Origin of the sequence: Pseudomonas parakoreensis (assembly GCF_021602155.1) — a bacterium.
GTDB classification, from domain to species: domain Bacteria; phylum Pseudomonadota; class Gammaproteobacteria; order Pseudomonadales; family Pseudomonadaceae; genus Aquipseudomonas; species Aquipseudomonas parakoreensis.
The window spans coordinates 214583-238400 of record NZ_BQHY01000001.1 but is presented as its reverse complement, the minus strand read 5'-3'; the positions used below and the strand labels follow the sequence as shown (position 1 = coordinate 238400).

Genomic DNA, 23818 nt, shown 5'->3' with positions numbered 1-23818 from the left:
GTCAGCCCATGAGCCGCAAACAGCAACTGCTCAAGCGTCATCGGCGCAATAAACGCATTACCTTGCTGATCGCCCTGATCGTGTTGATCGCGCTCGGGGTGCTGGTGGCGTGGTGGTTGCCGCTGGTGCTCGCGGTGCTTGGCTGGGTCGCCCATGAAGCGTGGTTTGCCGATCACCTGTTCTATTCGCCGAAAGACGATTACCAGTACAGCTTTCCACCGTTCACACCGCAGCCGAAAGTGCATCTGAACGGCGAACAATTGCGTCTGGATGAAGGTGTGATGCTGGTCGACGAAGCGACGTTGATCCTCGCGGTAAAGGTCAAAAGCAGTTGGCTCGGACGCTTCTTTGATCCGCGCGTGGAACTGCTCGGCGGGACTAATCCGGATGCGCAAACCTTCGAGCGCGGGGTCAATGGCCTGCGCTATCTGAATCTCAGCGGTCAGGCGCAAGCTCTGTCGCAAGGCCAGTTGCGCCTGCGCGGGCGCTTCTGCCGGGTGTCCGGCGAACCGGTGTTGTGGGCGCTGGAACAGCCTGATTACCGTCGTCAGCGGGTGATGGTCATCGCCCCGCACGCCGACGACGCCGAACTGGCGGCCTATGGCTTGTACAGTCAGGCCGACGAAGCCTGGATCGTCACCCTGACCGCAGGCGAAATCGAAGCCGAACACTATCAACAGATGGGCATGAACAAGGTCGAAGCGGCGCGACTCAAGGGCCGGTTGCGCGCCTGGGACAGCCTCGCCGTGCCGCGTTGGGCCGGTGTCCCGCAGGAACACTGCGTGCAGCTCGGTTACTTTTGTCTGCAACTGGCCGCGATGCAAGCTGCGCCGAATCAGGCAGTAGGTTCGCGCGAAGCGGACTTGAATGACACGCGCCTGTTTCGTCAGTTGAATCCGTTCACTCTGCCGGGCGACGCCGATGGTGCGCCGACCTGGAACAACCTGCTGGCCGACCTGCGTGAAGTGCTGCTGCGCGCCCGTCCGGACGTGATCGTGTTGCCGCACCCGACCCTTGATCCGCATCCCGATCATGTCTGCGCCCAGCAAGCGGTTTTGCAGGCGCTCCAAAGTCTCGACTGGCAGCCGACGTTGCTCGGTTACGCCAACCATTTGCACGACAACGACCGCTGGCCGATGGGCAACACCGGGCAGGGCATTGCCTTGCCGCCGGCCTTCGATGCGGCGGTGCCGATGCAGCCGCTGTGCCTGTCGCTGTCCCTTGAACAACAGCGGGACAAGGCCATGGCGCTGGGCATGATGCATGACCTGCAGCCGCCGGCACCGTTCAAGCGTCGCCTGCGCCGCCTGATTCAGCGCCTGCTCGCCGGGCGGACATCCTCGGTATACGGGGAAAACGAGTTTTTTCGAAAAGCGGTCAGACGCCAGGAATTGTTCTGGTTATTGAAGCACGGTGAACCGGGCGATCAGCGGGGAGAGTCATGAGTCAACGGTCCAAGGTGTTGCAGCTGCAACCCGACTACAACGTCAAAGCCCATGATTTCGCCGACCTGGCCGAGCAGATCGTCAAGGCGTTACCGGCTGATCGCTATGAAGTCACGGCGGCGTTCCTGCGCGGCAAACCGGGGCCGGGCGAGCCGGTGAGCCGGGCTGACCGTTCGGTGTACTTCGAGTTTTCCGACAAGTCGCTCAAAGGCATGCGCCTGCGGGCGATGTGGCAGCTGTACAAGTTCTGCCGTCGGGAAAAGTTCGATGTGGTGATCTGCAACCGCTTCAAGCCGGTGAACATGATGCTGGCGCTCAACCGCTGGTTGAAGGTGCCGCTGTGCATTGGCATCTCCCACGGTTTCGGCGAATACGACCGCTTTTACCGACGTCGTCAGACCCAGCGCCTGATCGATCGGCACTGGCGCTTTGTCGGCGTTTCGCCGGCGGTCAAACAGTACCTGCTCGATTGCGATTGCGGCTTCACCGACCAGAACACCTACGCCATTACCAATGCCATCGACATCGAGCAGGCCGAAGGCTTGCAGCACAGCCGCGACAAAGCCCGCGAGTTGTTGGGCCTCGACCCGAATGTGCGTTTGATTGGCGCGCTGGGGCGGCTGGTGTCGGTCAAGGGCCACACCTATCTGTTGCAAGCTTTCGCCGCGCTGAAAGACAAATACCCGAACACTCAATTGGCAATTATCGGTGCCGGACGCCTGCAAGCGCCGCTGGCGGCGGAGATTGAGCAACTGGGCTTGAGCGGCCGTGCGCATCTGCTGGGGTTCAAGGAAAACGCCCTGCAATACGTGCGTGCGTTCGACATCTGGACCATGCCCTCGCTGGCCGAAGGCCTCGGCCTGGCCTTGCTCGAAGGCATGAGCGGACACCTGCCGGTGATCGCCTCGAATGTGCCGGCCATGTTGCCGCTGATCGAAGGCGCCGGTGGCTTGGCGATTACACCCAAGGATGTACCGAGTCTGGTCGCCGCGCTGGACAACTATCTCGCGCTATCGGATGAAGAACTCAAGGCCAAGGGCGAGCAGGCTTATCGCTACCTGCAGGAACAACACGACATCGAGGTGTTCCGTCAGCAATACCTGGACCTGATCGACTCTGGCCTCGAGCAGGCCCGCAAGGAGCAGCGGTGAGCGAAGAACAAGTCATGAGCGAAGCCAACGCCCTCGTCACGGTGATCATCGCCTCGTACAACCACGGCCCGTACATCGAGGAAAGCATCCTCAGCGTCCTCAATCAGACCTACAAGAACATTGAGCTGCTGGTGGTCGATGACGGTTCGAAGGACGACAGTGTCGAGCGCATCAGCGCGTTGCAGGCGCAGTACGGTTTCGATTTTCGTGTGCAGCAGAATCAGGGTCTGACCAACACCCTCAACGGCGCCATCGCTCGTGCCAAGGGCAGCCTGATCGTGCCGTTCGGCTCCGACGACATCATGTACCCGGAGAGAATCGCCACCCAGGTGGCGTACATGGACGGCAAGCCCGAAGTCGGGATCTGCGCCGGCAACATCGAATTGATGCACGCCGATGGCAGCCTTTACCCGGAGAAGCGTCAGCGCCGTGACGTGCCGTTCCGCCGTCTGGATTTCGACGATATGTTCCTTGAGCGCAAGCCGTATCCACCGGCACCGACGCTGATGATCCGTCGTGAGGCGCTGGACAAGGTGGGTGGCTTCGATCCGACGATTCGCCTTGAGGACCTGTACATCGAGCTGAAAGTGACCCGCGCCGGCTACTTCATCGACGGTTTGAACGTGGTGATGGCGCGCTACCGCAAGCACGCTACCAACTCGTACAAGAACCATCGCTTCATGATCGAGAACATTCTGCGCACCTATGCGCTGTTCAGCGATCATCCGCTGTATGACGAAGTACGCTTCAAGGCGCTGAACTCGATGTTCCTCAAGACCGCCAACCGCAATCGCAAGCTGGCCCGCGAACTGCTGGCACAGATCCCGTTCAAGGCCTGGAACAAGAAGACCTGGCGCGGCTTGGGGCGCTTGCTCTTTTCTCCGCTGGAAAAGGACTGAGGTCCTGGTCGCTCACACTCAGCGAGCGACTTTCTCCGGCAGGCGCTTTTCGCCCTTCTGGCGCTGGCGCAACCAATGCACAACCTTCTTGCCGGCAGCCATGCCCGGTTGCTCGATATAGAGGAAGGTCACGCTGCTGATCAAAATCAGCAGGCACGTGCAGACCGCCACCAGGGGCAGGTACACCGAAGCTTCCCGCGCATCGATATCCAGCAGCAGCGGCAGCCGTTGCACCATCAGCCACAGGACGAAACCGTGCAGCAGGTAAGTGCTGTAGCTGATTTCGCCGAGCCAGCGAATGCTGCGTGGTTTCAGCGCGCCGAACAGGTTGTTGCCGGACGCCACGATCACGAAAAACAGCGTCAGCAAAAACAGCGGCGCAGTCTTGAACGCCCGACTGAACGCGGTGAACGCAACCACCAGCGCGAGCACGGCGATGATGCTTGCCAGGCGTGACTGGCTCCATGCCACGAGCGCCGGGCGGCGAATCCAGTACGCGGCGGCGATACCGCCGAGGAAACTCGCCAGAAAGTGCTTTTTCAGCGAATGCTCCCAACCGATGATCTGGTACAGCGCGTAGATGCCGATCAGGCACAGCACCACTTGCAACCAGTTGCCGCGGTAGATGAACACCAGTCCGGCCAATGGCAGTGCCAGGTAGAAAAACACTTCATAGGCCAGCGTCCAGGTGACGTTGGATATCAGCATGCCGGAGTGTCGGTACTGGTTGATGTCCGGGCGGTCGAACGTCAGCCACGCAAGCACCTGCTTGAACAGTTCCAGCCCCGGCTCTTTCAATTGCCAGCTCTGCAAGTGGAAGATCGAGACGAACACCAGCAGCATCAATGGCAGGTACAGCGGGTACAGGCGGAACACCCGCGAAACGCCGAACGCCAGCCAGTCGTGGTTGCGGCCCTGCGCGAGCAAGCGGCTCCAGAACAGGAACCCGGTGATCATGAAGAACAGCGCGACGCTGCCCTGGCCCAGCATCGAATAGAAGTTGCTCGGGGGGAAGTCGATCACGCCGGTGCGCAAGAAGATCCAGGTAATGATCGAATGGTGCACGAATACACCAAACGCCAGATAGCCGCGCAGACCGTCGATGCTGGCATAGCGGCTTTCGCCGGAATGCTGCAGGTGCCGGGCAATTTTCGGCACCGCGCGCAACAGCAGGGCGGAGGTGACGATGGCCAGCAGGTAGGCTGCCAGCGCAATAAGAGGATTGGTTTCGATCATCACTGAACTCGGGCCGGGGTGTTGCCGGCCAGCACTTGCCTGTGCAGATTTTCAACTGCGGATTTGGACGCCGTCACAGCGTATCCCTGGAGCAGGGCATCGAGGTGATCCTCGAACAGCCAGCGTTTGTCGACAGTGTAACGTTGCATATGACGCAAATTGCGTTGACGCATCGAAAGGCTGAGCGGGGTCGGGTAGATGCGCAGGTCGGCCAGATCAATCAAGCCGAACTCGCCATCTTCCAGTACCAGTACGTTGCCCAGGTGCAGCGAGCGGAAGTACACGCCTTTCTCATGCAATTGCGCCATGAATTTGCCGAAGCGTTCGATCAACGCCTGACGCACCGCCGGGGCGGTAATGCCCTGCAGCACCTGACGCAGGGTGTGGCCAGGCAACGGTGCGTAATGCACGGCACTGCTGCCATCTTCGAGACGGTAAACGTTCAATACTTGCGGGGTGGGAATCCCCATCTGGCGCAGTTGTTCGCTGTTGACTGCGAACCGCTCGGAGTAGGGGTTGAAGCTGCCGGAGGTGTACCAGCGGCGGCGACGGAACAGTTTGAGGAAGCTGCCATCGTTCAGGCACAGGACTTTCGGGCCCAGGCCGTCTTCTTCGATGATCCGGGCTTCGCGGCTCAATTGCTCAAGGCCTGTCACCGACAGCTTTTGCACGGGCAGGGTCAACAGCCGACGCGCGCGTTGATTGATGCTCAGCGCCGCGATCAGTGCCAGCGGGATCCACAGCAGGAACCAGTGTTCCTTGGGCCGCGAAATGATCCCGCCACCTTCCGTCAGGCCTGCGCCGATACCGAATATCAGCCAGGTCGAAGCAATGATCAGCATGGGCTGTACACGCTGACGCCAACTGCTCAGCAGGCCCCATAGCAGGAAAAACAGCCATGGCAGCAGGCCGATGATGCCGACGTAATACAGAACCCCCAGGACAAAGCTGTGCGGCTCCTGAAAACTGACACCGTTGCCGGGGTCGACAGCCAGGCTGGCGCTGTAGCCATGGCCGATCCAGGGGTGATCAGCAATCATGTGCAGCACTTTCTGCCAGATTTCCAGGCGGTAGGAATCGCCACGTTCAATGATCATCTGCGCAAACAGGGTCAGAACGGTCGCGGCACTCAGGACCAGCGCGATCAGTAACCCTACCGAGCGTCGGTTCCAGCAAATGAAACACAGCCACAACGCAGCCATGGTCAGAGCCACCAGTGGTGTTCTGGAGCCGGTGCCGATCACCGCCATGAACATGACGGCCATCGCCGGGACGCTGAGCCACATCATCTGGCGGCGCTTGCAGGTCATGGTCACACTCAGCCAGTAGGCGCTGAAGAACCCGAACAGGTGTGAGCTGAGCAGCGGGTTATCGAAGGCGCCGCCGCCAATCAGGCGCATCCCCGGTTCATAAATCCGGGCGAACATGAACAGGAAAATGGTGGTAGCAATCAGGGCGACCAGCGCTGCGCCGAACAGCAAGGGTTGCAGGATGTCGCTGCGGTAGCGCACCAGCAGGTAGCAGCCGGCAAACAGCAGCAAGGTATGCAGTGGCGGCTTGAACATTCCGCCGAGCGGCTCCCCGCCCGGCCCCCAGGCGAGACTGAGCAACGCCCATGCAGCGAACAGCAGGACCGCGACGAAAACCGGCTCGCGCAGCAGCTCCTTGAGCTCACGCGGGCGCAGGCACAGTGCGATCAGTGTCGGAATGCTGAACAGCCCGTAGAACAACTTGTGATGAAGGCTTCGACCCGGCAAAAAGAACAGCGCGCACAGGAGCAGGAAATAACCGGTGGGGAGTATCCACAGGCTAATGAAATCGAAAACTCGATTGGACGTACCGCTGAAGCCGCGAAGTTGCATGCTGTGAGATTCATTCCTGAGGTTGATCGACCATTCGAGTGATGGCTATTTGATGCAGAAAAGGTGCATAACAATAACAGCCTTTCGCCGATTGCCAGAACCCTGAAGAAGCTGTGCTAAAGTCAGCGTCCTTTTTATCGACTTTCGCGTGATATGACCGACTCCAGTCCCGCCGCAAGCCCTTCGAGCTTGAAAATCTACTTCCGCCTGCTCGGCTACGTCCGGCCGTACATCAGTCTGTTCCTGATCAGCATCGTCGGCTTTCTGATTTTCGCCTCGACGCAGCCGATGCTCGGCTACATCCTCAAGTACTTTGTCGATGGCCTGTCCAATCCTGAAGCGGTGCTGTTTCCCTCCGTGCCTTACCTGCGTGACCTGCAACTGCTGCAGGCCGTACCGCTGCTGATCATTCTGATCGCCGCGTGGCAGGGGCTGGGCTCCTATCTGGGCAACTACTTCCTGGCCAAGGTTTCCCTGGGGCTGGTGCATGACTTGCGTGTGCAGTTGTTCAACAACCTGTTGGTGCTGCCCAACCGCTATTTCGACAAGCATAACTCCGGTCATCTGATTTCGCGTATCACCTTCAACGTGACCATGGTCACGGGGGCGGCAACAGATGCGATCAAGGTCGTAATCCGTGAAGGGATGACGGTGATCTTCCTGTTTGCCTCGCTGCTGTTCATGAACTGGAAGCTGACACTGGTAATGGTCGCGATCCTGCCGCTCATCGCCTTGATGGTGCGCACCGCGAGCAAGAAATTCCGCAAGCAGAGCAAGAAGATCCAGCTGGCGATGGGTGATGTCACGCATGTGGCCTCGGAAACCATCCAGGGTTATCGCGTGGTGCGCAGCTTCGGTGGCGAGGCTTACGAAGAACAACGCTTCCTCAACGCCAGCCAGAGCAACACCGACAAGCAACTGCGCATGACCCGTACCGGCGCGATCTACACGCCGATGCTGCAACTGGTGATCTACACCGCCATGGCGGTGCTGATGTTCCTCGTGCTGTTCCTGCGCGGTGACGCCTCGGCCGGTGACATGGTCGCCTACATCACCCTGGCAGGTCTGCTGCCCAAGCCGATCCGTCAATTGTCCGAAGTCAGCTCGACCATCCAGAAAGGCGTGGCCGGTGCCGAGAGCATTTTCGAACAACTGGACGTCGAGCCGGAAGTCGATACGGGCACTGTCGAACGCGATTCGGTGAGCGGTCGCCTGGACGTGCGCAACCTGAGCTTCACCTACCCGGGCACCGAGCGTCAGGTGCTCGACGACATCAGCTTCTCGGTCCAGCCGGGACAGATGGTCGCGCTGGTCGGCCGTTCCGGCAGCGGCAAGTCAACGCTGGCCAACCTGATTCCACGCTTCTATCACCACGACAAGGGCGAAATCCTTATCGACGACGTGGAAATCGAGCAGTACAAGCTGCTCAACCTGCGCCGTCATATCGCCCAGGTGACCCAGCACGTCACTCTGTTCAGCGACACCGTGGCCAATAACATCGCTTATGGCGATCTGGCCGGTGCCCCCCGCGAAGACATCGAGAAAGCCGCGCGTGATGCCTACGCGATGGACTTCATTTCGCAACTGCCGCAAGGCCTCGACACTCAGGTCGGCGAGAACGGTGTATTGCTCTCCGGTGGCCAGCGCCAGCGTCTGGCAATTGCCCGCGCGCTGCTCAAGAACGCGCCGCTGCTGATTCTCGACGAGGCCACCTCGGCACTCGACACCGAATCCGAACGGCACATTCAGGCGGCACTGGATCAGGTGATGAAGGGGCGTACCACCCTGGTGATCGCTCACCGTCTGTCGACCATCGAGAAGGCCGACCTGATTCTGGTCATGGATCAGGGGCGGATTGTCGAGCGTGGTACCCATGATCAGTTGCTGGCGCAAAATGGTTACTACGCGCGCCTCAATGCCATGGGCCTGGATGCGCCGGCCGAAGATATCGCCTGATTCCAGGCCCTGTCCTGTGGGAGCGAGCCTGCTCGCGAAAGCACTGCAACAGACGACGTCCGTGTCGCATGTTCACCCGCTATCGCGAGCAGGCTCGCTCCCACAGTCGTTTGTATCCAGACCTTTACCCTTCTTGACCAAACCGGAATAAATCCGGGCATCGCGCTTGTTAAGGTTCCCCAACGAACTCTGACTTTCATCGAGGGGGCTATCCCCGTCGCGCGGGTGCTTTCATGTTGCAACGCTATCTCTGGAAACTGCTGCCCAAGCCGCAGCGAGCCTTTCTGCTCGGGCGCCTGTCGGTGGTCGATCGGCAGGTGGTGAACAAGTCGATGTCGGCCAACCTGACGTTTCCCCAGCCCTTCCAGCAGCGCTCCTGCCTGTTCATCCATGTCCCGAAATGTGCCGGCAGCAGCGTTTGCACGGCGTTGTTCGACGGCTGGCGTCCCGGGCACTTGCCGTTGTACTGGTACGAAGAGCAATTCCCCGAGCAGTTCGCCAACGCCTTCAAGTTCGCTTTTGTCCGCGACCCGCTGGAGCGCACCTATTCGGCCTACGCCTTTTTGCGTGGCAACGAGTTGAGCGCGCGTGACCATTCGGCGCAGCAGTTGGTGCGGCAGTACCGGGATTTCGACGATTTTGTCGCGCGCTGGCTGCATCCGGAAACGGTTGCCCGGCAATTGCACTTTGCGGCACAGACCGACTTTCTTACCGATTCGCTGGGGCATCTGGCGCTGGACTTCATCGGTTATCAGGAACACTTGGCGCGGGATTTTCGTCTGGTTTGCGAACAGTTGGGGCTGGCTGGCGAGTTGCCTCACGTCAACGGCTCGCGGGAAAGGCAAGCAATGCCGGCACGGGAGTTCTGTACGGTGCGCACCCGGCGTCTGGTGCGTCGGGTTTATCAGCGTGATTACGAGTTGCTCGGTTATGAATGAGTTCCTGTCAATGCCGATGCAAGCCCCGGCCATTCGGCCTTACGGTCTGGCGTTATCACATCGGGCCCGTGCAGCGCTCAAGGCGCAACGCCCACGCTGCCTGTGGCTGACCGGATTTTCCGGCGCCGGTAAGTCAACCTTGGCCAATGCCCTCGAACTGCACCTGCATGGGTCGGGTCTGCACACCTTTCTGCTCGATGGGGACAATGTGCGCAATGGCCTGTGTCGCGACCTGGGCATGAGCAACGCCTGCCGCCGGGAAAATACTCGGCGCATGGCCGAGGTAGCACGGTTGATGGTCGACGCCGGGCTGATAGTGATCGTTGCGGCCATTTCGCCGTTTCGCGCCGAACGCGACGCTGCGCGCAGGTTGTTTGCCCAAGGTGATTTCATCGAAGTGCACGTCAGCACTTCGCTCGAAGTCTGCGCCCGTCGCGATCCGAAAGGGTTGTATCAGGCCGTGCGGGAAGGAAGGATCAAGCACTTTACGGGCGTGGACAGCCCTTACGAAGCGCCATTGGCAGCCGAGTGGCAGATCGACACCGAGGCGCTGGAGTTGTCCGAATCCTGTGAGCAACTGGCGGCGCTGGTGCTCAAAAAATGAGCAAAGTAACGGACTGTTTCATCCTGTTGCAGGCTGCACTCAAGCCTGCGCCAACCCTGTGTTAATATCGCGGCCCTGTTCATTTTGTATGTGGGTTGCTCCATGAAGTTGTCCATGCCGCGATTCGATCAAGCCCCAGTCTTGGTGGTCGGCGATGTCATGCTCGACCGTTACTGGCATGGTGGAACCTCACGGATTTCCCCTGAGGCACCGGTTCCGGTCGTAAAAGTCGAGCAAATCGAAGACCGTCCGGGCGGTGCTGCCAACGTTGCCTTGAACATTGCCGCGCTCGGTGCGCCGGCGTCGCTGGTCGGTGTGACCGGTGATGACGAAGCTGCCGACAGCCTGAGCAACAGTCTCAAGGGCGCTGGCGTGCGTGCCCTGTTCCAGCGCATCGCGCATCAGCCGACCATCGTCAAACTGCGGGTCATGAGCCGGCACCAGCAATTGCTGCGTATCGACTTCGAAGAACCGTTTGCCACCGATGCGCTGGCCCTGGCCTCGCAGGTCGATGATCTGCTCGAAGGGATCAAGGTGCTGGTGCTGTCGGACTACGGCAAAGGTGCATTGAAAAACCATCAGGCCTTGATTCAGGCGGCCCGGGCCAAAGGCATTCCGGTGCTGGCCGATCCCAAGGGCAAGGATTTTTCGATCTACCGTGGCGCCAGTCTGATCACGCCGAACCTCAGCGAATTCGAAGCCATCGTCGGTGGTTGCGCCGATGAGCACGAGCTGGTGAGCAAGGGCGCTGCCCTGATGCATGATCTCGAACTCGGCGCGCTGCTGGTCACCCGTGGCGAACACGGCATGACCCTGCTGCGTCCGGAGCATCCGGCGTTGCACCTGCCGGCCCGTGCCCGTGAAGTGTTCGATGTGACCGGTGCCGGTGACACGGTGATTTCCACCCTCGCAGCGGCAATTGCTGCCGGTGAAGAACTGCCGCACGCGGTGGCACTGGCCAACCTGGCCGCCGGTATTGTGGTCGGCAAGCTCGGTACTGCAGCGATCAGCGCTCCGGAACTGCGTCGCGCGATCCAGCGTGAAGAAGGTTCGGAGCGCGGTGTTCTGGGGCTGGAGCAACTGGTACTGGCAGTGGCCGATGCTCGCGCGCATAACGAGCGCATAGTCTTCACCAATGGCTGCTTTGATATTCTGCATGCCGGGCACGTGACTTACCTTGAGCAGGCGCGTGCCCAGGGCGACCGTCTGATCGTGGCGATCAACGATGACGCCTCGGTCAGCCGTCTGAAGGGGCCGGGGCGTCCGATCAACAGTGTCGACCGACGCATGGCGGTCCTCGCAGGCCTCGGCGCGGTGGACTGGGTGATCAGCTTCCCGGAAGGCACCCCGGAAAACCTGCTGCGCGAAGTCAAACCGGATGTGTTGGTCAAGGGGGGGGATTACGGTATCGACCAAGTGGTCGGCGCCGACATCGTCAAAGCTTACGGCGGCACGGTGAAAGTGCTGGGGCTGGTGGAAAACAGCTCGACCACGGCGATCGTGGAAAAAATTCGCGGTCACTGATTCAAGCTAAAAAGATCGCCGCCTGCGACAGCTTCTGCATTGGAATGCGAGCTGCCGCAAGCGGCGATCTTTTGCGTTTCAGGAACTGACTTTCTTGCGCGGTACGATCTTCTTCAACAGTTGCTTCGCCTTGCCGCGCAACCGCGCCAGGCCCGTGGGTTTCTCCGGCGGCGTCAGGCCTTGTTGACGTAGCCAGTCCTTCCAGCGAATCCGCTCCTCGCGCACCAGCCAGCCATCCTGTCTGGCAAAACTTTCGGCCAGATACAGACCGCGCGTGCCGGCCGGAGACAGCAGGCCTTTCTTCAAGGTGTACAGCTCGGCCAGCGGCTCGCCATCCTGCAACGGCATCAGGTACAGATCCGGACGCTTGCGGTCCAGGCGCGCCACCAGTTGATCACCCTCCAGCCGCTCATCGACATGAAACAGGCTCAGCGATTTGGCTTCTTTTGGCACTTCCAGGCGCAGGTCGTAGATCAGTTGCAGCGACGCGGTGGGCAAATGCACATAGGCCCGGGGCCGTTCGAGCAATTGCAGATTGGCGCAGCGCACCGGCCGCGCCGAGCCGGACAACGGCGTCAAGCGAAACGGCAGCGCTTCGCGGTAATGCAGGGCGGACGAGTAGGGCGCGGGCAGCCACGTGTCGTTGAATCGCCCGCCGAGCCAGCCCTCCGGGGTTTCCAGCAGGCACTCTTCGGCAATCTCTTGAATTGCGGTGTGCAGCGGGATGTTCAGCTCATGGGCCGGCACATAACCGGAAATCAGCTTGAGCACCACGTCGCCGCGATCCTGCCGACGCTGGCGCACCAGCACCCAGTAGTCGCGATTCTGCCAATGCAGGGTCAGGCGCACCGAGACACCGAGGTTGGCCAGCTCCACCGCGAAGCGCTCGGCATCCGCCACGCTCACCGGTTTGCGCCGCTGCAAGGTCTGGGCGAAATTCAGCGGCATGCCGACGCTCTGATAGGTCAGGCCTTCGGGCGTGGCCTCGACGAACAGCGGCAGTGTCTTGAAGTTGCTCGGGTTCTTTCTGATGAGCGTGCGCGGCATGTCGGCTCCTGCTTAAGGCCGCGAGGCGGCGTCAGTGACCACGAAGGACCTGGGCAACGGTCGCAACGTTATGGGCGAGGTGCAGCGGATTGATCGTTCCGACAATAGCACTGGCCACGCCGGGCTGTTGGAACAACAGCTCGAAGCTGGCGCGTACCGGGTCCACGCCGGGGCTCAGACACACATGGCCGCTGGCCAGCGCCTTCTTCACCAGAATGGCTTTGCCGTGGGCAGCAGCATAGTCAATGACTGCCTTCTCGTTCTGTTCGTTCAGATTGTAGGTGACCATCGCGCAGTCCCCTTGCTCCAGGGCCTTGAGTCCGCCTTCGACGGTTTTGCCGGAGAAACCGAACCCGCGAATCTTGCCCTCGGCCTTGAGTGCGGCAAGGGTAGCGTAGACCTCTTCGTGCTCAAGGATCGCCAGGTCGTTGCCGTCGGAGTGCACCAGCACCAGGTCGATAAAGTCGGTTTCAAGACGTTGCAGGCTGCGCTCGACCGACATCCGTGTATGCGCCGCACTGAAGTCATGGCGCGACAGGCCGTCGGCAAACTCTTCACCGACCTTGCTGACGATCACCCAGTCCTGTCGCTGGCCGCGCAGCAACGGGCCGAGGCGTTCTTCGCTGCGGCCATAAGCCGGAGCCGTGTCGATCAGGTTGATGCCCAAACCTTTGGCCTGATTGAGCAGCAAGCGTGCCGCGTCATCGTCGGGGATCTGGAAGCCGTTGGGGTATTTCACGCCCTGGTCGCGGCCCAGTTTGACTGTGCCCAGGCCCAGCGGGGACACCAGCAGGCCGGTGCTGCCCAGCGGGCGATGCAGTTCGTGCAGGGTCGCTACGCTCATGGCAACAATTGCTCCCAGGCCGGTACGCCCATCGGTGGTTTTGGCAATGCCGGCAGTGGCTCGGTCGGTTGTGGCTGAATGCCGTCGCGCTCCAGTGAGGCGATGACCCGGTCGGCAAAGTCCGGTGCCAGCGCCAGTTTGGTCGGCCAGCCCACCAGCAGGCGACCCTGCTCGGCAAGGAAAGCGTTGTCCGGGCGGGTCAGGCCGGTTTGCAGCGGTTCGGCGCGATCCACCCGCAAGGTCGCCCATTGCACCTGGCTCAGGTCGATCCACGGCAGCAATTGGCCGAGTTCTTTCTGCGCGGTGGCGATCTGTTCGGCAGGCTCGCGGGCCACGCCATCGCTTTCGGCAATGTCGCCGCCCAGGTACCAGACCCAGTTGCCATCAGCGGCCGGGTGAGTCGTGACGGTGATGCGCGGCTTGGTGCCGCCACCCAGGCAATGGGCGTACAGCGGCTTCAGGCTTGGGCCTTTGGCGATGATCATGTGCAGCGGTCGGCGTTGCATCGCCGGTTGGGTCAGGCCCAGATGTTCCAGCAACTGCGCGGTGCCGGCCCCTGCGCTGAGCACGATGCGCTGGGCACTAATCTCGCGGCCGTCGACCTTCAGGCCGACCAGCACGCCCGCTTCCAGCAGCGGCTCGATGGTTTGTCCGGCGAGCAGACCGTCACCGGCCAGATCGGCCAGACGCTGGATCAGGCTCGGCACGTCGACCACCAGTTCGGCGAGGCGATAGACCTTGCCTTTGAAGCGCTTGTCTTGCAGCGCCGGCGGCAGTTGATCGCCCTTGACCTGATCGACTCGGCCACGCACGGCTTTACTGGCGAAGAAACTGGTGAGGTTGCCGGCGAGGGTGCCGGGCGACCACAGGTAATGCGCTTCGGACAGCACGCGCACGCCGGACAGGTCCAGCTCGCCGTTGCCGGCCAGCGCCTCACGCCAGCGGCGCGGCATGTCGGCGATGGCTTCCGAGGCGCCGGTCAGTGCACCGTGCAGCGCGTATTTGGCGCCACCGTGAATGATGCCCTGGGACTTCACACTCTGCCCGCCGCCGAGGCTGGCGCTTTCCACCAGCACGGTCGAAAAACCCTGGCGGCGCAGACGCGCATTCAGCCAGAGGCCGGCGACACCAGCGCCGACAATCAGAACGTCGGTGGAAATAACGGATGGCATGCAACGACCTCAGTGTTCAAGACGAGGGCGCAGTATACAGACTCGGGGATCGGAGCTCAGAGGCGAAAAAAGATCGCAGCCTTCGGCAGCTTCTACAGGGATATGCATTCCAATGTCGGAGCTGCCGAAGGCTGCGATCTTTTTCTTCAATGCCCTGCGGTTTTGGAGAACAACTGGATGACCACCACGCCAAGCACGATCAGCGCCATCCCGAGCATTGCCGGCACGTCCAGCTTTTGTCCATAAATAAACAGCGCCGCGACGCTGACCATGACGATGCCCATGCCCGCCCACACGGCATAGGCGACACCCACCGGCACGGTGCGGACAACGAGGGTCAGCATCCAGAAGGCGATCCCGTAGCCGACGATCACCAGGATCAGCGGCAGCGGGGTGCTCAAGCCTTTGACCGCTTTCATCGAAACGGTGGCGATCACTTCGGCGCAGATGGCGATAGCCAGGAAGGCGTAGGCGTTCATGTGTAGATCCTCATGTAAAACGTTGCTTGCTGAGGCGGCATTCTAGTGATTCGCCAGATGCGGTAAAGTCATTACCTATCTGTTTTGAAGATGGGTCGATCGATGAATACCCAGTGGAATCTGGAACAATTGCGCGCCTTCGTCAGCGTCGCCGAACAGCGCTCGTTCTCCGCCGTCGCACGCCAGCAGCGCAAGGCGCAGTCAGCGATCAGCAGCGCGATTGCCCTGCTGGAAGATGATCTGGGCGTCAGCCTGTTCGAGCGTAGCAGTGGCCGCCAGCCCCGGCTCACCGAAGCCGGCGAGGCGCTGCTCGAAGAGGCGCGAGAAGTGTTGCGTCAATGCGAGCGTCTGAACGGTCGGGCGATGGCGATGATGCGCGGTCAGGAAGCGCAGTTGCGCGTGGCCCAGGACGAGGCCATGCCTTATCAGGCACTGGTGGAAAGCTTCGATGCGCTGGCCGGGCAATTTCCCAGCCTCGAAGTGCAACTGACCAGCGCCGCTCAGGGCGAAGTGGCGCGCAAACTGGTCGAACGCCGTGCCGATCTGGGCCTGCTGTTCTATCACGATGAGATCCCCGAAGCGCTGGAACGTCGGGTCTTGGGGCGGGTGGAAATGGTCACCGTCTGCGGCATCAATCATCCGTTGGCGACGCAGTCCTACGTCACCTGTCAGCAGCTGGCGCAGCATCGGCAATTGCTGATGTCGACGCAAACCAGCGTCTATCCCGGCAACGAGCCAGCCAGCCCGCAGGTATGGCGTGCCGACAGTTTCTATGTGATGGCCGAATGGCTGGTGCGGGATCTTGGCTGGGCGTGGCTGCCCCGGCATGTGGTGCAGTATTCAGCCTATCAGGGCCTGATGGTTGAGCTGGACAGTGAGTGGACGCCGCCGGCGCTGGTGGTGGAACTGGTCTGGCGCCGCGACGAACCGCTCGGCCCTGCCGCAAGGTGGCTGGCGGAACGTTTTGCCGTGCACTTGCGGGCGATCGGCGACAAAAGTCGATAAACTCCGCCGCCATGAATAGAACTCTCTACACCGCGCTGTTTTACCTGGGGCTGCCATTGGTGGCAATTCGGCTGTGGCTGCGCTCGCGCAAGGCTCCGGCGTATGCCAAACGGATTGGCGAGCGCTTCTCTTATGGCATGCCGTCACTGCGACCCGGAGGCATCTGGGTGCATGCGGTATCGGTGGGAGAGAGCATCGCCGCTGCACCGATGATTCGCGCCTTGCTGCAACGTTATCCGCAGCTGCCGATCACCGTGACCTGCATGACCCCGACCGGATCGGAGCGCATACAGGCACTGTTCGCCAGCGAGCCGCGCATCCAGCATTGCTATCTGCCATACGACTTGCCGTGCGCAGCGGCGCGTTTTCTTGATCACGCCAAACCGAAACTCGCGGTGATCATGGAAACCGAACTGTGGCCCAACCACATTCATCAGTGTGCCAAACGCGGGATCCCGGTGGCGCTGGCCAACGGTCGTCTCTCCGAGCGTTCGGCGCGGGGCTATGGGCGCTTCAGCAAGCTGACCGCGCCGATGCTCGCTGAAATGAGTTTTTTCGCGGTGCAGACCGAAGCTGAAGCCCAGCGCTTCCGAGATCTCGGCGCGCGTCCGCAGACGGTCGAGGTCACTGGCTCGATCAAGTTCGACCTGACCATCGACCCGCAACTGCTGCAGCGCGCCCATGAGTTGCGCGGCCAATGGCAGGCGCTGGAGCGCCCGGTGTGGATCGCTGCCAGTACGCACGATGGCGAAGACGAAGTGGTGCTCGACGCCCATCGTCGCCTGCTGGCGAATTACCCGAATGCGCTGCTGATTCTGGTGCCGCGTCATCCCGAGCGTTTCAATTCGGTGTTCGAATTGTGCCAGCGCGAAGGCTTTGCCACGGTGCGTCGTTCCACCGGCGCCAATGTCGAGGCACACACCGCGGTGCTGCTCGGCGACACCATGGGCGAATTGCTGTTTCTTTACGCGTTGGCGGACAGCGCCTTCGTTGGCGGCAGTCTGGTGCCGAACGGAGGACACAATCTGCTGGAGCCAGCGGCGCTGGCAAAACCGGTGCTCAGCGGCCCGCACCTGTTCAACTTCCTCGACATCGCCGCGCAATTGCGAGAAGCCGGGGCATTGGCTGAAGTGGATGATGCCGAAGGGCTGGCGGTGGAAGTGCAGCGCCTGTTCGAATTGCCGCGCGATGCCCAGCGCATGGCCGAGGCGGGACTGGCGGTGATGCGGCGTAATCAGGGAGCGTTGCAGCGGCTGCTGGATGGGCTGGGCCGGTTAATCAAATAGTCGCCTGGAACATTGTGGCGAGGGGATTTATCCCCGATGGGTTGCGCAGCAGCCCCAAACCATTCACCTCGGTGATTCAGTCAGATCGGGTAAGCCGGGTTTACGACTGCTGCGCAGTCGAATCGGGGATAAATCCCCTCGCCACAGGGGATTTATTCAGATTGTTTACGGCCGCGCCCTGAGCTGTGCTTCGGCGGCCTTGGCCAGATCCGGCGGGAGGAAGTCCTTGTCCGGGTTGTAGTCGGCCTTCAAATAACGTCGCAGGTCTTCCAGATCACCCGGATTCAACGTCCCCGCCGCCTGCTTCAAGCGCAGGTTGTCGAGGATGTAGTCGTAACGGGTGTTGTTGTAGTTGCGCACCGAGGTGTACAGCTGACGCTGAGCATCGAGCACGTCGACGATGTTGCGCGTCCCCACCTGATAACCGATTTCCGTGGCTTCCACCGCGCTCTGGTTGGAAATGATCGACTGGCGCCGCGCCTGTACCTGCTCGACATCGGTGTTCACCGCGCGGTGCAGGTTGCGGGTGTTTTCGACGATCTGCCGGCGCAGGGCTTCGCGCTGCTGTTCGCTCTGATCCAGTTGCGCATAGGACTGGCGCACTTGCGAACTCGTCAGCCCGCCGCTGTAGATCGGAATGTTCAGTTGCAACGCCAGCGTGCGTTGATCGACGTTGCCACCGTACGGCGTGCCGAAGGCGTTCGGGTTGGCGAAGCCGAGGGCGTCGTTGTCACCCTTTTCGTATTTGGCCACGGCGTCGAGGGTCGGCAAGTGGCCGGCCTTGCGCTGCTTGAGGGTCTGTTCGGCGGAGCTGACCGCAAAGTTGCTCGCCAGCAGATTGAGGTTCTGTTTGGCGGCGGTGTCGACCCAGGCCTTGGCGTCGTTGGGTGTCGGCGGCAGGATCGGCAACGTATGGACGATGCCCTGAATCGAGTTGTACTGACGGTTGGTCAGGGTGATCAGCGCTTCGAAGGCATCGTCGACCTGACGCTGGGCAACGATCCGGTTGGCACGCGCGGTGTCGTAGCTGGCTTGTGATTGCAGGACGTCGGTCTTGTCCGACAGGCCGACATCGAAGCGCTCGTTGGACTGGTCGAGCTGACGCTTGAACGCGGCTTCTTCTGCCTTGGTCGAAGCCAGGTTGTCCTGACTGCGCAGCACGTTGAAGTAGCTTTCGGCTGATTGCAGGATCAGGTTCTGTTCGCTGGCCGAGAGTTGCAGGGCGGCCTGTTCGTTGACGTCCTTGGCGGCCTGATACTGGAACCAGCGGTCGGCACGGAACAAGGGCTGGGCCAGGGTCGCCTGATAGGAATGCGCGCTGCGATTGGCAATGGCTGAAGGCTGGTCGATCGAGGTGCGCACATCCGCCACTTCGGCGCCGCCGGACAGGTTCGGCAGCAAGCCGGCACGGGCCTGTGGCACCACTTCTTTCTGCGCGCCGTACTGGGCGCGGGCGGCGGCCAGATCGGCGTTGTTGTCGACGGCTTCCTGATAGACGCTGACCAGATCGGTCTTGGTCGACAAGGGCGCTTCTGCTGCCCAGGCCATTGCGTTGGACGCACAAGACACGGCAAGAGCCAGTGAAAGTTTGCGCAGCATGAGGCGATCCCTAGCAAAAATATTACGAAAATAATGTGCGCGCCAAGGCTACGGCGCGGCCCCGACAGCGTCAAGGTGCGCAGGGCAAAGCGAGTGTAGTTGTGCAAACGTGCGGCAACAATCCTGCAAGTCCCGGTAATTGCGCCATTCATCATGGTGTTTGCCGCGGTGTTGGCGTTCTTCGCCGGTTGTGTCTAGACTGGCCGGGTTCTTGTCGGGGTGCCTTGCTATGAGGCTGAGATCGAATAATTTCGGATCCCGTTGAACCTGATCAGGTTAGCGCCTGCGTAGGGAACAAGATTTCTCGTCACCCGGCGAGTCCTCTTGTGCTTCGTCCGGGAAATTGTTCGACAATCGAACGCTCGACGACGATGCACAGCACCAGTCCTGGTGCGTCCGTGCCTTTCAGGTTCTGCTCCGACAATCCATTGCCTGGATGCTGTCTGGAGAGCCCGTGATGACTACAAAAGCAAAAAACGCGATCAACCTGAGTGACTCGGCCAAGGTCGATGAGCAGTCGGTTCAGCCGTTCACCCGTTCGCAAAAAGTCTACGTTCAGGGCTCGCGCCCGGACATCCGCGTGCCGATGCGCGAAATTACCCTCGATGTGACGCCGACCGACTTCGGCGGCGAAATCAACGCGCCGGTCACTGTCTACGACACCTCGGGCCCGTACACTGATCCGAACGTGGTGATCGACGTGCGCAAAGGTCTGGGCGATGTACGTTCGGCGTGGATCGATGACCGTGGCGACACCGAGCGTCTGCCAGGCCTGAGCTCCAGCTTCGGTCAGGAACGTCTGGCCGATCCGGAGCTGACCAAACTGCGTTTTGCTCACGTCAACAACCCGCGCCGCGCCAAGGCCGGGGCCAACGTCAGCCAGATGCACTACGCGCGCCAAGGCATCATCACCGCCGAGATGGAATACGTCGCCATCCGCGAAAACATGAAGCTGCAAGAGGCCCGAGCTGCCGGCCTGTTGACTCAGCAACACGCCGGCCACAGCTTCGGCGCGAGCATCCCGAAAGAAATCACCCCTGAGTTCGTCCGCGAAGAGATCGCCCGTGGTCGCGCGATCATTCCGGCCAACATCAACCACGTCGAACTGGAACCGATGATCATCGGCCGCAACTTCCTGGTGAAGATCAACGGCAACATCGGCAACAGCGCCCTGGGTTCGTCCATCGAAGAAGAAGTGGCGAAACTGACCTGGGGCATTCGCTGGGGTTCGGACACGGTGATGGACCTGTCCACCGGCAAACACATTCACGAAACCCGCGAGTGGATCATCCGCAACTCGCCGGTGCCGATCGGTACCGTGCCGATCTATCAGACGCTGGAGAAGGTCAACGGCGTCGCTGAAGACCTGACCTGGGAGCTGTTCCGCGACACGTTGATCGAACAGGCCGAGCAGGGCGTCGACTACTTCACCATCCACGCCGGCGTGCTGTTGCGCTACGTGCCGCTGACCGCCAAGCGCGTGACCGGCATCGTGTCCCGTGGCGGTTCGATCATGGCCAAGTGGTGCCTGGCGCACCACAAAGAGAACTTCCTCTACACCCACTTCGACGAAATCTGCGAAATCATGAAGGCCTACGACGTCAGCTTCTCGCTGGGCGACGGCCTGCGTCCGGGCTCGATTGCCGACGCCAACGACGAAGCGCAATTCGGCGAACTGGAAACCCTCGGCGAGCTGACCAAGATCGCCTGGAAACATGACGTGCAATGCATGATTGAAGGCCCGGGCCACGTGCCGATGCAGTTGATCAAGGAGAACATGGACAAGCAGCTGGAGTGCTGCGACGAGGCGCCGTTCTACACCCTCGGCCCGCTGACCACCGACATCGCCCCGGGTTACGACCACATCACCTCGGGTATCGGTGCGGCAATGATCGGCTGGTTCGGTTGCGCCATGCTCTGCTACGTGACACCGAAGGAGCACTTGGGTCTGCCGAACAAGGATGACGTGAAGACCGGGATCATCACCTACAAGATCGCCGCCCACGCAGCGGACTTGGCCAAAGGGCATCCAGGCGCGCAGATTCGCGACAACGCTTTGAGCAAGGCGCGTTTCGAATTCCGTTGGGAAGACCAGTTCAACCTTGGTCTGGATCCGGACACCGCGCGTTCGTATCACGACGAAACCCTGCCGAAGGATTCGGCCAAGGTCGCGCATTTCTGTTCGATGTGCGGGCCGAAGTTCTGCTCGATGAAGATCACTCAGGAAGTCCGCGAATACGCGGCCAACCAGCGGATCGACGCGGTCGACGTGGACGTCGCCCAAGGCCTTGCGGAACAGGCCGAGCGGTTCAAGAAGGAAGGCAGTCAGCTGTATAGAAAAGTCTGATCCCTGACTGATCTTTTGTGGTGAGGGGATTTATCCCCGATCGACTGCGCAGCAGTCGCAATTTTGAGAACCGGGTCCTTCAGGTGTACCGCATTCTCAGGTTTTGGGGCTGCTGCGCAGCCCATCGGGGATGAATCCCCTCGCCACAAGTGGGCCAGCTTGATCACACACAACAACAAATGTCCCTCTGAGATAACACCCTTGAGTATTCAACCCGGCACTTATTCCCCCGACCTCGCCGTATCCGCCGACAAGCGAGTATTCGGCGGTCGCGATCTGTTTTCCCTGTGGTTCTCCCTCGGTATTGGCCTGATGGTGTTGCAGACCGGCGCGTTGCTCGCGCCTGGTCTGGGCCTTTCCGGTTCGCTGCTGGCGATTTTCCTCGGCACGCTGGTTGGCGTTCTGCTGTTGGCCGCCGTCGGCGTGATCGGCAGCGACACCGGCCTGTCATCGATGGCCGCACTGAAACTGAGCCTCGGTAGCAAAGGCGCAAGCCTGCCGGCGCTGCTCAACCTGCTGCAACTGATCGGTTGGGGCTCGTTCGAAATCATCGTCATGCGTGATGCCGCCAGCCTGCTCGGCACTCGCGCGTTCAGCGAAGGTTCGCTGTGGGCCAGTCCGATGCTCTGGACGTTGTGCTTCGGTGCGCTGGCGACTTTGCTCGCGGTCAGCGGGCCGCTGACGTTCGTGCGCAAGATCCTGCGCAAATGGGGTATCTGGCTGATCCTGGCGGCGTGCATCTGGCTGACCTGGAATCTGTTCGCGAAGGCGGATCTGGCGGCACTCTGGGCGCGTGCGGGGGACGGTTCGATGCCGTTTGCCGTGGGCTTCGATATTGCCATCGCGATGCCGCTGTCGTGGCTGCCGCTGATCGCCGACTACTCGCGTTTCGGCAAGCGCGCGAAAAACGTATTCGGCGGCACGGCGATCGGTTTCTTCGTCGGCAACTTCTGGTTGATGAGTCTCGGCGTGGCCTACACCCTGGCGTTTGCGCCAAGCGGTGAGGTCAATGCGTTGCTGCTGGCACTGGCCGGGGCCGGTCTGGGCATTCCGCTGTTGCTGATTCTGCTGGATGAGTCGGAAAACGCGTTCGCCGACATTCATTCGGCAGCGGTTTCCAGCGGGATTCTGTTGCGTTTGAAGGTCGAGCATCTGGCCTTGGCCATCGGCGTGATCTGCACCCTGATTGCACTGCTGGCGCCCTTGGCGCAGTACCAGAACTTCCTGTTGCTGATCGGCTCGGTGTTCGCGCCGCTGTTCGGCGTAGTGCTGGTGGATCACTTCATCCTGCGCAAGCGCAGCGCCTACGTGGCGTCAGCCGCATTGCGCTGGCCGGCGCTGTTGGCATGGCTGGGCGGGATCAGCACCTACCACTTGCTGGCGAATCTGTATCCGGATGTCGGCGCGACCCTGCCGGCACTGGTGCTGGCAGGGCTGTTGCAACTGGTGCTGGGCCGGGCTTTCAGTTACGGCCGGGAAACAGCTCGGGTTTGAGGATGCCGTTCAGACGCGGGTAAGGAATCTTCAGTTCGACGTGGCCCAGCGCGTAAGGCGCGATGGTGCTCACGTCGTACTTGAGGATCACGCCACCGTAGGTCAGCGCCACGTTCGGGGTTTTCACGAACGGCCAGCTCTTCACGAAATCCGCTTCCTGATCGAGCTTGGTGCTGATCAGCCAGCTGTTGTGCGCCACCTGCGCAGCCTTCCAGAACGCGTCTTCCTGACCCGGCAGCAACATGTCCGACAGGTTCAGCACTTTGTGCTGCTGACGCGAGTAGTTGATGAAGCCGCGCCCCGGGGTGCCATGGGCGCCGCCGGTGTCGAGGTAGCTCGACAGTTCGATGATCACCAAGCCGTCATGCTGCTCGCGTACCTTGGCCTGCAGGTAGCTGCTGTTGCGCGGGCCGGCGGTGCGCAGGAATTGATCACGATAGGCCGCCAGGCTTGGCGCGACCGCTGCGTTCTGCTCGGTGCGGGTCATTTGCAGCAGGCGCTTTTCGATAATGCCGTCCAGTGCAGGCTCGGCCGCGAAGTGCACGGTATCGATATTCACCAGCGGACAATCGGGGTTGGAACAGCCGGGTTTCAGGGTTTCCGAGGCGTCGCGGGTGGTTTCCAGCGGCGTGCGGTAGTTGGGCTGGAACAGGTTGGCGCAGGCACCCAGGGTCAGGGCGATGGCGGCCACGGAGGCAATTTTGAAAAGCGACATGGGCGTCCTTTCTGAAACAGGGGAAGGCAAAAAGTTATCCGCTTCGACTCTCGCCGAGGCAGTCAGTTCGCCACTAAGCTAATTAGAGTGGGTTTCGCCGCCACCGTCCATCCCGCTGACGGTAAAGGGGCTGCATCAATCATCACCGGCGCGTTAGGATGGCGCGAAGTCGAGGTTGCCGGTCACCACAAGGCACCTCGTATCGGGATTTGCAG

Annotated in this window: 19 protein-coding genes and 1 riboswitch; of the genes, 11 read left to right on the top strand and 8 right to left on the bottom strand. The window is 61.1% G+C overall.

Annotation, left to right across the window (positions count from 1 at the left end; genetic code table 11):
- Positions 1 to 8: 8 nt before the first annotated feature.
- Genes L6D63_RS01015 through L6D63_RS01005 form a run of 3 tightly spaced genes read left to right on the top strand, consistent with a single transcriptional unit; the run spans position 9 to position 3495 of the window.
- Positions 9 to 1445, top strand: coding sequence for a PIG-L deacetylase family protein (locus tag L6D63_RS01015; RefSeq protein ID WP_131670959.1), 1437 nt, complete (start codon positions 9 to 11; stop codon positions 1443 to 1445).
- Positions 1442 to 2596 carry a glycosyltransferase family 4 protein gene (locus L6D63_RS01010; RefSeq protein ID WP_131670960.1) on the top strand — a complete coding sequence of 385 codons (1155 nt, stop codon included), beginning with the start codon at positions 1442 to 1444 and terminating at the stop codon, positions 2594 to 2596. Before L6D63_RS01015 ends, L6D63_RS01010 begins: the two co-directional genes overlap by 4 nt.
- 14 nt (positions 2597 to 2610) lie before the next feature.
- Positions 2611 to 3495: a glycosyltransferase gene (locus L6D63_RS01005; RefSeq protein WP_095669255.1), complete on the top strand. Its 885-nt coding sequence runs from the start codon at positions 2611 to 2613 to the stop codon at positions 3493 to 3495.
- A gap of 18 nt (positions 3496 to 3513) precedes the next feature.
- Here the strand turns inward: L6D63_RS01005 and L6D63_RS01000 are convergent, their stop codons facing one another.
- Both L6D63_RS01000 and L6D63_RS00995 read right to left on the bottom strand, forming a co-directional pair.
- The gene (locus L6D63_RS01000) at positions 3514 to 4731 is read right to left on the bottom strand and encodes an acyltransferase family protein (RefSeq protein ID WP_121183378.1); all 1218 of its coding nucleotides are present in this window, start codon (positions 4729 to 4731) and stop codon (positions 3514 to 3516) included.
- Entirely contained in the window at positions 4731 to 6593 is a 1863-nt protein-coding gene (locus L6D63_RS00995) for a bifunctional O-antigen ligase/aminoglycoside phosphotransferase family protein (protein ID WP_131670961.1), read from the bottom strand. The genes L6D63_RS01000 and L6D63_RS00995 overlap by 1 nt, the downstream gene beginning before the upstream one ends.
- A 153-nt stretch (positions 6594 to 6746) precedes the next feature.
- On the opposite strand from L6D63_RS00995, the gene msbA reads away from it, so the two are divergent.
- The 4 genes from msbA to hldE all read left to right on the top strand — a co-directional run bounded on the left by msbA (position 6747) and on the right by hldE (position 11615).
- Entirely contained in the window at positions 6747 to 8549 is a 1803-nt protein-coding gene (gene msbA / locus L6D63_RS00990; protein ID WP_095667707.1) for a lipid A export permease/ATP-binding protein MsbA, read from the top strand.
- A 233-nt stretch (positions 8550 to 8782) separates the two neighbouring features.
- Positions 8783 to 9487, top strand: coding sequence for a sulfotransferase family 2 domain-containing protein (locus L6D63_RS00985; protein ID WP_131670962.1), 705 nt, complete (start codon positions 8783 to 8785; stop codon positions 9485 to 9487).
- The gene (gene cysC, locus L6D63_RS00980; protein ID WP_131670963.1) at positions 9480 to 10091 is read left to right on the top strand and encodes an adenylyl-sulfate kinase; all 612 of its coding nucleotides are present in this window, start codon (positions 9480 to 9482) and stop codon (positions 10089 to 10091) included. Before L6D63_RS00985 ends, cysC begins: the two co-directional genes overlap by 8 nt.
- 102 nt (positions 10092 to 10193) lie before the next feature.
- Positions 10194 to 11615 carry a bifunctional D-glycero-beta-D-manno-heptose-7-phosphate kinase/D-glycero-beta-D-manno-heptose 1-phosphate adenylyltransferase HldE gene (gene hldE / locus L6D63_RS00975; protein WP_041065802.1) on the top strand — a complete coding sequence of 474 codons (1422 nt, stop codon included), beginning with the start codon at positions 10194 to 10196 and terminating at the stop codon, positions 11613 to 11615.
- 78 nt (positions 11616 to 11693) lie between these two features.
- On the opposite strand, the gene L6D63_RS00970 is transcribed toward hldE, so the two are convergent.
- From L6D63_RS00970 to L6D63_RS00955, 4 genes are all read right to left on the bottom strand, one after another.
- Positions 11694 to 12662, bottom strand: a complete 969-nt coding sequence (locus tag L6D63_RS00970; RefSeq protein WP_047290951.1) for a hypothetical protein — start codon at positions 12660 to 12662, stop codon at positions 11694 to 11696.
- A 31-nt stretch (positions 12663 to 12693) separates the two neighbouring features.
- The gene (locus L6D63_RS00965; protein ID WP_182403552.1) at positions 12694 to 13506 is read right to left on the bottom strand and encodes an aldo/keto reductase; all 813 of its coding nucleotides are present in this window, start codon (positions 13504 to 13506) and stop codon (positions 12694 to 12696) included.
- Positions 13503 to 14678 (bottom strand): NAD(P)/FAD-dependent oxidoreductase, encoded by a 1176-nt coding sequence (locus L6D63_RS00960; RefSeq protein ID WP_131670966.1) that lies wholly within the window; start codon positions 14676 to 14678, stop codon positions 13503 to 13505. Before L6D63_RS00960 ends, L6D63_RS00965 begins: the two co-directional genes overlap by 4 nt.
- A gap of 146 nt (positions 14679 to 14824) precedes the next feature.
- Positions 14825 to 15157 carry a DMT family transporter gene (locus L6D63_RS00955; protein WP_003221050.1) on the bottom strand — a complete coding sequence of 111 codons (333 nt, stop codon included), beginning with the start codon at positions 15155 to 15157 and terminating at the stop codon, positions 14825 to 14827.
- 102 nt (positions 15158 to 15259) lie between these two features.
- On the opposite strand from L6D63_RS00955, the gene L6D63_RS00950 reads away from it, so the two are divergent.
- A complete protein-coding gene (locus L6D63_RS00950) occupies positions 15260 to 16162 on the top strand; it encodes a LysR family transcriptional regulator (protein WP_086794236.1) in 903 nt (300 codons plus the stop codon).
- Positions 16163 to 16173: 11 nt separating this feature from the next.
- Positions 16174 to 17448, top strand: coding sequence for a lipid IV(A) 3-deoxy-D-manno-octulosonic acid transferase (gene waaA, locus L6D63_RS00945; protein WP_131670967.1), 1275 nt, complete (start codon positions 16174 to 16176; stop codon positions 17446 to 17448).
- A 165-nt stretch (positions 17449 to 17613) separates the two neighbouring features.
- On the opposite strand, the gene L6D63_RS00940 is transcribed toward waaA, so the two are convergent.
- Positions 17614 to 19047 carry a TolC family outer membrane protein gene (locus L6D63_RS00940; protein WP_095667703.1) on the bottom strand — a complete coding sequence of 478 codons (1434 nt, stop codon included), beginning with the start codon at positions 19045 to 19047 and terminating at the stop codon, positions 17614 to 17616.
- 205 nt (positions 19048 to 19252) lie between these two features.
- A riboswitch (TPP riboswitch) is annotated at positions 19253 to 19358 on the top strand.
- 146 nt (positions 19359 to 19504) lie between these two features.
- Between L6D63_RS00940 and thiC the strand changes: the two genes are divergently transcribed.
- Together thiC and cytX are read left to right on the top strand one after the other, a co-directional pair.
- On the top strand, positions 19505 to 21394 hold the full coding sequence (gene thiC, locus L6D63_RS00935) for a phosphomethylpyrimidine synthase ThiC (RefSeq protein WP_131670968.1): 1890 nt from the start codon (positions 19505 to 19507) through the stop codon (positions 21392 to 21394).
- 201 nt (positions 21395 to 21595) lie between these two features.
- The gene (gene cytX / locus L6D63_RS00930; protein ID WP_047290957.1) at positions 21596 to 22888 is read left to right on the top strand and encodes a putative hydroxymethylpyrimidine transporter CytX; all 1293 of its coding nucleotides are present in this window, start codon (positions 21596 to 21598) and stop codon (positions 22886 to 22888) included.
- Here cytX and L6D63_RS00925 read toward each other — a convergent pair.
- On the bottom strand, positions 22857 to 23603 hold the full coding sequence (locus tag L6D63_RS00925) for an RsiV family protein (protein ID WP_131670969.1): 747 nt from the start codon (positions 23601 to 23603) through the stop codon (positions 22857 to 22859). The genes cytX and L6D63_RS00925 overlap by 32 nt on opposite strands.
- Positions 23604 to 23818: the final 215 nt, after the last annotated feature.